The sequence below is a fragment of the Cryobacterium sp. 10I1 genome (genome assembly GCF_035019805.1).
Classification (GTDB): domain Bacteria; phylum Actinomycetota; class Actinomycetes; order Actinomycetales; family Microbacteriaceae; genus Cryobacterium; species Cryobacterium glucosi.
In genome coordinates this window covers 1-10,390 of record NZ_JASJVF010000112.1, presented here as the reverse complement: position 1 = coordinate 10,390, position 10,390 = coordinate 1, and the positions used below count along the sequence as shown (strand labels likewise).

Sequence of the window (10,390 nt, the reverse complement as noted above, 5' to 3'; positions counted from 1 at the left end):
GGGCATCCGTCTCGTCTTGGAGGGAGCTTTCCCCGCTGGCGTTGCTGCGGTCGCGGACGTCGATAATTTGGATTTGGTCGTCGGTGCGGCGGTTGAGGTCGATCTGTTCGATCTTGGCTTCGAATCGTTCGTCGTGCGCGCGGAGAGCCCGCAGAACGTCCCAGACGACCTTGTACTTGGTGTTGTCGTTCAGGGCTTGTTCCGGGGTCTTCTCGGCGGACACCGCGATCGGCAGGATGATGTAGCCGTACTCTTTGCCGTCCACTTTCCGCATGACGCGGCCGACGCTTTGGACGACGTCGACTTGGCTGTCTCGGGAGTTGAGGAAGATAACGGCGTCCAACGCGGGGACGTCGACGCCTTCGCTGAGGCAGCGGGCGTTGGTGAGGATCCGGCAGACGTTGTCTGCCGGATCGGTGTCCGCTTTGAGCCAGTCGAGCATTTCGTTGCGGATGAGGACGTTCATGGTGCCGTCGACGTGTTTCGCTTCTAGCCGGAGTCCACTGTTTTCGTGGCCGGCGGCGGCCCAGTCCGCAGCTCGCCCGGTTTCGTCGACGAAGTGGACGCCGGTCGTTCGGGTCAGTTCGCCGTCGTAGCCGTTGAGCATGGCCTGCACTTTTTTGCTGTCTTTGATGGACCTGGAGAACGCGACGGCCCGGCGCAGAGGGGCGCGTTCGGCGTCTGTGGCGCCGAGGCCTTTGACGCCGCGCTTGGCGAGCCCGTTGTAGATGCCGACGATGCGGGCCGCATCGGGGATGTTCAGCTCGCCGTCGATGGCGAAGCTCTCCTGGAAGTTCGAGCCGATGGATCCTTCATCGACGGCCAGGACGAGGACCCGGTAGTCGGTGAGGAGGTCACGTTCGACGGCTTCACCGAAGCCGAGGCGGTGGAACACCGGTCCGAAGGTCTTCTCGTCGTCCATGCTGACGAGGATGGCGAATTTCTCTGCGGCCTGGCTCCGGACGCTCTCAGCGTAGATCTTGGGGGTGGCCGTCATATAGAGGCGACGATCGGAGTGGATCGCCGTATCGTCGTGCACCCGGAGGAAGGCGGACTGGTCCTCACCGCTCATGGTGAATCCGGCGGTACGGTGGGCTTCGTCACAGATGATCAGGTCGAAGTCGGGTAGGCCGGCTGCTTGGGCGCGGGCGACGACGTCGATCGACTGGTACGTGGAGAAGTAGACCGTGAGCCCGTCTGGCGCGGTCGCTCGGGCCACTTCCTTCAGCAGGTGGTCGGTGCTGGTGGTGGCGGGGTAGGCCAGGTCGGATATGGAGTAGTCCTCGGAAACTTTGCCGACCTTGTTGTCGGAGCAGATCGCGAACGCGCGCAAAGGCATCGCTCGTTCGGCGGACCATTCCTTCAGTGTCTGAGACAGCAAAGCGATCGAGGGAACCAGAAATAGCACTGAGCCGCCCGGGCCGGCGATGGATTCGGCGATGCGGAGGCTGGTGAAGGTCTTCCCGGTGCCGCAGGCCATGATCATCTTGCCGCGGCTGGTTTCCTCGAAACCCTGCTCCACGTCAGTCAGCGCGGTGATCTGGTGCGGACGCAGCTGCTTCGTCGGTGGACGCACGAGAGTGTCCGGTTCTGTCAGGACGTAGTTGGTCCAATCGACGCTGGATTGGGCAAGGTCATCGACTCCAATGCGCCAGGTCCTGATCTGCTGATTGACGAGGGCATCGGCGGCGTGCTTGGACCACTTGCTGGTGGTGGAGATCACCATCCGACTCGTGAACGGGTGTTTGCCAGACGCAGTGAAGAAGGAGTCGATGTCGCCCTTCTGGATCGCGTACGCCGGCGCAAAGAACTTGCACTGGATTGCGCAGAAACCGTCGCCGTATCGCTCCCGGGCGACGAGGTCGATGCCGGTATCGACCTTGCCATCGCGACCCGGCCAGTCCTGCCACAGCCACACGTCCGTGAACTGAGCAGTCCAGACCGGGTCCGTTGTCAGGTAGGAAAGAGCGAGTTTCTCAAGCAGGAGACCCTTTTCCCGGGTATCCCTGGCCAACCGTGCGTACTGATCCAGCAAGTCGTGAATGGTCGTCATATGCAACTCCGCCGTCCAAGGTAGGCCGCACAGTCACGCCCCCAGTGTTGCGCTCACGACCCTCAGTCAGGTTAACGCACCTTCTCACGTGACCACGGCCAGATGGACCTGCAATCGATTCAGTTGAACGCGTGCTGGCTCGAGGTCCACGCTCGTCGGCCGGTTGCGGAAGACCTACCTGCGCGGCTTCAATGATTTCAGGTCCGTTGCTCCCCGAAGGGGCAGACGAGATGTCGACGACGTTCAGTGGAGCAGATCCGAGCGCGGCCTGAGCAGCTGCGCGGCGGCGGCGACGCCGGCGGAGAAATGATCCAGCCACCAGATCGGGGAGTTCGGCCGCGTCTGTGCCGACTGCGAAAATGAGCCCATGGCCGATTCCTATAGTGAGTTTGTACAGAAAGTTCGCCGGTACAAGCCGAGCCAACTGATCCCTGCGATTGCTCAGCTGTCGTCGAGTAGACCGCTGATTCAGACGTCCAACGACGAGTGGAAACAAGCCACACCGTGGGCGCTGGCTGCGATGGCGAGAGAGTCAATTCTGTATGGAAACGAGTTCCGGCCCAACTCTGTGAATACCACTACAATCGACGAACTATTCGACGCCTTTGGGCAAGTTTCGGCGTCCCAAGCTGAACCCACTCTGAACACGATCCTTACCCCTTTAGCGCACGAGCAATTTCCGCACCAGGAATCCGTCTTCGAGGAGATCGCCCGATCGCAAGCCCTGTTTGGACAGTCCGTTCCCAGCATTGATCCGTTCCCGTGGGAGGAAGTGATTGGGCTACCTTTGGATGCGGCAATCGGAGCCTCCCTGATGATCGCTTCGCTTGCGTCGGCCCATGGTGGACGATTCGAAACTTCTTGGCTCCAGCAGGACGGACTAGACGAACTGTTCGATCGTTTCGTCCCCAAACGGTACGTCGAAGCCACGGCTTCCCTGCTAACTGGCACTCCGAGCGCGGCGCGGCATGCGTTACCACCCGGCGGGATCCCGTGGTCGCAGCGAAGATTTGCTTTCAATCCACTCTGGACCAAGCCGCTTGTCGATCTCGGGAGCGCGGGAACCTGGACACCCCTCCCGACAGCGATCCCTCGAGCAATCACTCCGGCGAATTTGTACTACGCGGGCATGAAGAGCACCCAATCAGGGTTCGCCGAGGATCTCGGAACAAGAGTCGAGGCGTACGTCGGTCGACAACTCCGCTCGGCACGAGGCCTCCAAGTTTACCCGGAGGTCGTTTTCGACAGTCGGGAGGGGGAACAGAAAAGTGCTGACTGGTTCCTCATCGCAGACGAGGCGGTCGTCGTAATCGAAGTGAAATCCGCTCGCATGACACTAGCGGCCAAGGCCGCCGGGCCAGCACAACAAACAATCGTCGAGCGCAGCATCACACACGGGCGGGACCAGATCGACAAGACAGCACGCCTCATCAGGGCCGGCCATGATGCCTTCCAACATATCCCCAACGATCGCCGCATCATCGGCTTGGTTGTCACCGCAGAGCCGTTCTACCTCGCCAACTCAAGACTCCCCGAATACGGCCCGCACCGGGAAGTTCCGACACTGGTCGCTTCCCTTCGAGAAATCGAACACATGGTTGCAGTCCCACCGTCGAATGAGATCGTTCCTGCCCTTCTTGAGATCATCGACGATCCGGAGCAATCAACATGGGCCCTGTCCACATCCCTGCAACGCAGGTTTCCGGCTGCGAAACGAAACAAAGTTCTCGACGAAGCATGGGCGCAGTTTTCATGGCTTGGGCCTTCTTTTTGGGCGAACACCGGTGCCATTCCTCCGGTCCGGAACGTCGTAAGACCTGACGAAACTCACCTACTGATCAACTGATCAGCTGACACTTGCTTCGCTCCGGGAGCGGCTATGCGAGCGGAGGGAGCTTCACCGGCTTTGTTCCAGGGCTGTCCAGATCGTCGCGGACCCACTGGGCGGGCACGACGCGGCCTTTCTGAATTGGGACAATCGCCAAACGTCCGATCTGCGCCCCAAGAATGAAGACCGCGAGATTCTCTGATAACAGGTCTGGCTCGGTGATCGTTGCTGAGAATGCTCAACTCAATGTCAGTGAATTGTTCATTTGACTGTCAGCAACCAGGTCGCTGTGCCCGGCAAGGGTGGGAATTGCTTCGGGAGCGGTCTAATCATCTTCCTATCTCACGAGCGTTCGTTCGGGACGTTCTGGGCTGGGCGATCGGTGAGTCCTCGGGCATATAGGACATCGGGGTGGGGTGCCAATGCGGTCAGGTTCTCGTCTGGGTCGAGAAGGTAGCGAGCTTGTCAGCGGATGAGTAGTGCCGGCCAGCTACGCACCTCAGGACGTCCATGCCGTTTCGTGGAACGCGGTAACGCCCAGGTGGTCGTGGATCAGGTGGAGGACGCTGGCGGCGGGTGCCGACCGCGCGCTCCAGTGACATCGAGATGAGCGCATCACTGACATCGCGATGAGCAGAATCCGCCGGCTACTGACATCGAACCTTTGGCGGCAACCTGACAAGTCTTGTCTGCGGTGTCTGCCGCCAGAAGAGTCGTCCGGCGGATCATCGAAATGTGTCGATCCAACCATGAGGGCCCCGTCGGAACCCACCGGCGGGGTTTCTCATTGGACCGGTTGTCCACGCTCGTCGAAAAGTAGGCCGTTGTCGCTGAAACTGGCCTACTTTTCGACGAGCGCTGACACCGGTTTCACAGCGTTCAATGAGCGGGAGGACGGTGACAGCATGTTTGATCAGCCCACGAAGCGCCGCGACATGAAGCGGAAGTCGGCGCTCGATCCGCTATAGATGTCGCGCCACGTGAACCCGAGGCCCCGGACCCTGAGTATTTGCGTTCTTGGGGGCCAGCAATATTGACGTTTGGGGCCACTGCACGTTGCAGTGAATAGCGCGATCTGTCGCCAGTCAATATTCTCATTCGGGTCCATCTGCCTAGACTCCTTCCGTTCCGCCGCGCGCATCGGGCAAGTGGCGGCACGCTCCTTGAGCTGCTCGCGCGCCGCTACGACCAGGCATCAACGGTGTTCTGCACCCAATACGCCCAAAAAGACTGGCACCAGCGCCTCGGCTCCGGAGCACACGACGACGCGATCATGGACCGCATCGTGCACAACACCATCTGGGTCGAGACCGGCGGCCACAACATGCGAGAACACACCGCCGGTCACGCCACGGCCTGAGGCTCGCGCGGTCGGGGGCGCCAGTGGCCCCCGGCTGCGCGACTGGGTGGCACCCAGCGGCAATATCGATGGCCCCCGAAGGCAATATTCGCTGGCCCCCAGACCCGCAAATACTCAAGAACACGCCGCGGACCCGCAGACCACGCACCACGGCCGCCGCATCCACGCCCAAGACTGAGAGGTAGCCTTCGGCTCTGAACTGATCAAAGAAGCCTCGTCGACCGCTGGTCGACGAGGCTTCTTTGCGACAACTCCGTTGCCTTTTACGATCTGAGCGTACGCACCATTCCCCTCTGCGCAAGGGCTTTCGCGGCATATCCTCGCTGCGCTACGGTATTCCACGGCCCCTTGCACATTCACCCCTGGCGCTGTCTCAAGGTCTTCGCCAAAAGACAATGGGAGATAAGAGAAAGAGGACCCACCGATGCCAGAACCACTCACGGTATACACACTGCCGAACTGCATCCACTGCACCCTGACCAAACGAGCACTCAACAACGTCGGCCTGGACTACGAGACCATCGACCTCACCCACGACCAGGTCGCCGCCGCCGTGGTCACACAACTCGGCTACCGAAACGCACCCGTCGTGACCGTTGGCACCGAACACTGGACAGGGTTCAGACCCGACAAAATCTCCGCCATCGCCACAGCCCACACTGCGGCACTCACGCCGATGCCGACGGAGGAGAACGCGTGATCAAGCCCGCACCTATCTCACCCCTGATGACACCGGCCGAAATATGCGCAGCACTAAACATCGACAGCGACGCGCTCAACAAGCTACGCACCACAACCGACAAGCTCAAAATCTTCGCCATCGACGCCCACCTAATCCGATTCGACCGCGAATCCGTTTCAGCTTTCAGCATCGACGAACCTCATCGTTGAGACACGATGAGGAGGCCCCTTCGCCGCGATACACACGCCGGGACGCCCCTTTGAACCGGCTCAGCGCAGAGTCCCGGTAACCACATCTCCGACGATCAGGACTCCCCTGATAACTTCAACCGAGATGAAGCGCTCCGGTTGCCTTTGGCAAGCTCACGTGCATCGATTCAATGCCGGGCGTGCCGCCTATCAGGCGCGCCAGAGCTCAAGCGTCGGCCAGGCATCCGGGACGCCCATCGATTCGATCGTCACACAGCCAGATTCGGGAAAAGAGTTTAGGAGCTCCACGGCCCTGGCGGGCCAGCCACTGTCCGGTTCGATCGATCTGAGCAGATAGGCCATCACCGCGAGAGCGTTGTACACGCCGAACACAGCTTTCGCGGAATCCCCGTCCTTGAGATGACCAAGAAGTGGCACCTGGTCGTGGCTGGGTCGTGCCGGTGCGCTGACAAGCTTGCGGTTAAAGAGGCGTGCGTGATGTGCAGAGACATTCCGGACATAGTTCAGGCTGGAGATCCAGCTGACCATTACCTTCTTCGACGGTGCCCCGTAGGCCGCGGCGATCTCCGTCGCCAACGAACTGTTCAATCCCGAATAGAGCCGGCCGAGATGTCCGAGCTCCAGAATTTCCGTTAACGCCCAGATAGGCATTTCATCGTCGTACTTGTTGCGAAAGTGAGCGACGAAGGCTTCGTCAGAATCGGCCTGGCGCTCTTTCACACGCTCGATCCACTGCGCGTGTCTACTGGGCAGTGTGTCGCCGGTCGCCTTATCAGTCTGTGATTCCGTAAACGAGTTGACGAAGTTGACGGGGTCCATGTGGGCGAATGCCGATTGCCTGCCCAACACATAGCCGATCTGCATGCGGAAAGAAATCTCGATCCGCTCGATGCCCTCGAGAACGAGCATCCGCAGGCGACGATCAAAATCAATGAGCGCAGAAGCTTGCCCTACAGACGTGCCGGAACGATAGCGGTTAAGAACTCGAAACCTGATCCGTCCGGCGTCATCCCGAAAAGGTTCCGATTCCCGGAATGGATAAAGGTAGCCCGTGAGTCGGTAATACCCGACGGCTCGAAGCAACCCGCGGAAACTCTCGTGGTCGCCCACCTCAACGCCGCGTGACTCAAGCTTGGCGACCTGTCCGTCGACCGACAACCACTTCTTTGTGTACTCAGCCACGAGTCCCCCAGTTAAAGAAAATCAGCCCGAGCCGTGAGGCGAGCGGGCTGATCGTGATGAATTTAGCGTACCACGGCCGCCCTTCAGCGCTCTGACACCCAGCAGCCGGCCATTCCTCCCCCGCCGATGGGTTCGCCCACCCCTTTCTGGCGGGTTCAGTCGCACCCACATCGGCCCTCAAACGCAGCACCCTAGACGACCTCCTCAGCGAGCTGGTCTCAAGGAGGAAATCGCCTCTGTTGCTTCCACCACTTGAATCCGCCGAAGCCCTTGCGAACGCGGGGATGAGACTGGGTGGGTCGTGTCCGGGTCTCTGTTGCGCACAGATGGACTCCGCGCAACAGAGCCTGTCAACCGGTTATCCAATCAGTTCAAGAACGGGGCCTTCATGCAATGCCCTATAGATGTCGTCGCGGATGTCATTCGCTTCGCCGTGCGTCAGGGTCTTGGAGATTGGTCGGAGTGTGAGTCGGACAAGTGCATTTGCTTGGTCCGGCTGGAGCCTCAGCCTGTCCTGCGCGCCTCGCGGGAGATCCGCGTACGCGGTGGCGTTCAGAACTTCCACCGATTCAAGGTCGTCGATGCGATCGCCTAACGCCGCCCTTGCTCGATCACCCAGGGTCTCGGCGTCCGCAGCCACGTCGACGACGATCGAGATGTCGCGGCGGATCACGGGCATGACTGAAATGGCCTGCCAGGGTGACAGGGTGAGCATTTGCTGTGCGATCCGTGGATCCGCCGCCCGCAGAAGCCGAATGTCAGGGATACCCTTTCTCAGCATCAACGCCCGGTCCAGCCCCATGCCCAGAGCAAGCCCAGACCACGCATCGGGGTCCAGACCGGCCGCGGTGAGGATGTGCGGTGCGATCAATCCGCACTCCGCCAGCTCCAGCCACTCACCCGCGATTGACACATCGACCTGACAGCCGTTGACCGTGTACGGATGCGCCGCCGAAACGGGGCGCCACTTCGCGCCGGGCAGCACCGTTTTCACCAGGGTTTCGATCATCATCTGCAGATCTGCGGCAGTGAGTGTCTTGCCAGAACTCACCCGCCACAGATCAACCTGGTGCGGGGCCCCTACGTGGGTGCGGTCGATTGCATCGCGGCGGTAGACCAGGCCAGGCAACACCAGCAGCCGGTCGCAGCTGGTCTGCGTCGACACCGACTGCAGCAGGGTGGGAATCGAGGCCGATGTGTGGCTGCGCAGCATCACCGTTGGACTCACATAGCGCGAGTATCGCCGGTCCCTGGTGACTGCCGTTGGGTCGAAGCCGAGCTTGTCGTAGTTGTCGGCGACAGCGACCAGCGGACTGTATCGGATGGTTTCGGCCGGGATGTCCCAGTGACCGGCAAGAGCGGATACGACGCCGTCGAGCAGCGTCTGCATCGCATGGTGACCCTGGTCAGGGTCGGAGAGGTCGCGAAGGTTGAGCGCGTCGGTGAGTTCCGCCGCAGAGAGATATGACGTCATGTTCTGGTCCTTTGATGAGATCGGATGGAGGAGCCACCCCCGACCGATCTGTCGCTGGACCTAAGCGCGTACGACTAAGCCCATGCGACCGGGAATCGGTCGAGGGCGAAGAAATCGCAGCGATACGTGCATGGCCTCAGCATAGGCGCAACACCCCGGAGACCACAGGTTTCCGAATGTCGCCTCTCGTTGACGCAACCACCGAAGGCAATCGTGATCGTTCGGGCCACGCTGGGTCCGTAGGGTCTGGTGCCCACAAGCCGGACCTCCTCCGGGCGCGTGCGTTCCTGTTCTACTGCGGCACCGTGAGGCTGAGCCAGCGTTCTTCGATGGCATAGCCGAGGTGTTCATTCATGCGGATGCTGCCGGCGTTGACTTGAGCTCCACCCGTGCCGAAGATCCGCACGCCGTCGTGGGCCAACGCCGTGACCGATGCGGCTTTGACGGCAACGGCGAGCCCTTTCCGACGATAAGAGCGGTGGACGGAAGTGAATTCGGTTTCAGCGCGCGTGGCCGTCAGGCTAATTACGCTGACGGCCACGAGTTGCCCGTCAGTGATGGCACCAAATAGGCGGCACCCGGATTTCCACAGTTCGAGCACGTCGCACTCGTCGCGGTGCGGCACGGATGTCGCTGGCGTAAACGGGTAGTCGGCGTGGTTCAAGGCTTCAAGGGCCGTGACCTGAAGCGCCCAGCTGTCATCGAGTTCCTCGATCAGGAATCCTTGGTCCGTTGCCGCGACGACGGCCGCGTTCAGGACCGTCAGGTTGGGTGGATCGCTGAGGCGCAGGCGGGCACCCCACGACTCGCCGACAACGACATACCCCGCCTCGGTTAGACGCTTCACGCATGGATCGCTGACTTGGACTACCTGGATATCCGCGTTCACGAGGCCTGCAGGCTTGCGCTCATGTCGAGAAGTCGGTCGCGATCACGTCGGTACAGTGCGGCATGCTCCAGGAAATCACTGCAGCCCGTGTCGGCGGCACGTTGATCCGTGACAACGGCAAGATCCTCCATGCGGTCCGCTGCCGTCCGAAGAACGGCAGTCTGGTCGAACTCATAGCCGTAGGAGCGAATGAACGCATCGAGCCGGCCGGGGCGAGCATCCCCTCCTGGGGCGTCAGGGTCTGCGTACTCGCCGAGCGGGACGAGCCGATATACGAGGAAAGCGAGATCCCAAATCCGAGGCCCGGGGGACGCCATGTCAACGTCGATAAGACCGTGATGTGCCCGTCTTGGAAAACCATGTTGTACGGTGCGACGTCGTTCAGGCACACCACCTCGACTGGCTCGTGCGCAGGCAACTGCCATTCCGCGGCCGCGTGCACGAGGGGCGCGCTCGCGTCATGCACCCGTCGAAGCAAGGACCCAGCCTCGCGCAGGATCGTGGGCGACCAGATCCAGCTGGGCATTGGGTAATTGCCAACGATTCCCGGAAGGTAGGAGAGCACTTCCCGGCCCTGCTCGTCCAGGCCAAAGGGCTCAGGTACTTCCATCACTCCCGCCGCGCGGAGTGCGGTCAGAAGCTGATGCACCGCGGGAGTCCAAGGACCGGCGGAGCGGCGAACGGTGTCGCCTACCCGCACGACCATACTCGAG

Annotated in this window: 8 protein-coding genes and 1 pseudogene; 4 read left to right on the top strand and 5 right to left on the bottom strand. The window is 61.1% G+C overall.

The genetic code is table 11. The features are described 5' to 3' along the window. The coding region (locus tag QN345_RS10985; RefSeq protein ID WP_323508651.1) for a DEAD/DEAH box helicase family protein at window positions 1-2,053 on the bottom strand (2,053 nt) is incomplete at its 3' end. Between the two features lie 367 nt (window positions 2,054-2,420). Here QN345_RS10985 and QN345_RS10980 point away from each other — a divergent pair. The 4 genes from QN345_RS10980 (at window position 2,421) to QN345_RS10965 (ending at window position 6,132) form a co-directional block, all read left to right on the top strand. Beyond that, a complete protein-coding gene (locus tag QN345_RS10980; RefSeq protein ID WP_323508650.1) occupies window positions 2,421-3,899 on the top strand; it encodes a hypothetical protein in 1,479 nt (492 codons plus the stop codon). A 1,057-nt stretch (window positions 3,900-4,956) separates the two neighbouring features. Further along, window positions 4,957-5,241: an ATP-binding protein gene (locus QN345_RS10975; RefSeq protein ID WP_416347660.1), complete on the top strand. Its 285-nt coding sequence runs from the start codon at window positions 4,957-4,959 to the stop codon at window positions 5,239-5,241. A gap of 424 nt (window positions 5,242-5,665) precedes the next feature. After that, window positions 5,666-5,941, top strand: a complete 276-nt coding sequence (locus QN345_RS10970) for a glutaredoxin family protein (RefSeq protein WP_323505293.1) — start codon at window positions 5,666-5,668, stop codon at window positions 5,939-5,941. Further along, window positions 5,938-6,132, top strand: coding sequence for a hypothetical protein (locus QN345_RS10965; RefSeq protein ID WP_322135557.1), 195 nt, complete (start codon window positions 5,938-5,940; stop codon window positions 6,130-6,132). Before QN345_RS10970 ends, QN345_RS10965 begins: the two co-directional genes overlap by 4 nt. Window positions 6,133-6,321: 189 nt before the next feature. Here QN345_RS10965 and QN345_RS10960 read toward each other — a convergent pair whose 3' ends face one another. From QN345_RS10960 to QN345_RS10945, 4 genes and pseudogenes are all read right to left on the bottom strand, one after another. Then, complete coding sequence (locus tag QN345_RS10960; RefSeq protein ID WP_322140470.1) at window positions 6,322-7,314, bottom strand: Abi family protein; 993 nt, start codon at window positions 7,312-7,314, stop codon at window positions 6,322-6,324. Window positions 7,315-7,672: 358 nt separating this feature from the next. Further along, on the bottom strand, window positions 7,673-8,788 hold the full coding sequence (locus QN345_RS10955; RefSeq protein WP_322187944.1) for a hypothetical protein: 1,116 nt from the start codon (window positions 8,786-8,788) through the stop codon (window positions 7,673-7,675). A 292-nt stretch (window positions 8,789-9,080) separates the two neighbouring features. Next, complete coding sequence (locus QN345_RS10950) at window positions 9,081-9,677, bottom strand: GNAT family N-acetyltransferase (protein WP_322187946.1); 597 nt, start codon at window positions 9,675-9,677, stop codon at window positions 9,081-9,083. Window positions 9,678-9,696: 19 nt separating this feature from the next. Next, window positions 9,697-10,390, bottom strand: a pseudogene (locus QN345_RS10945) (hypothetical protein); the annotation flags it as partial.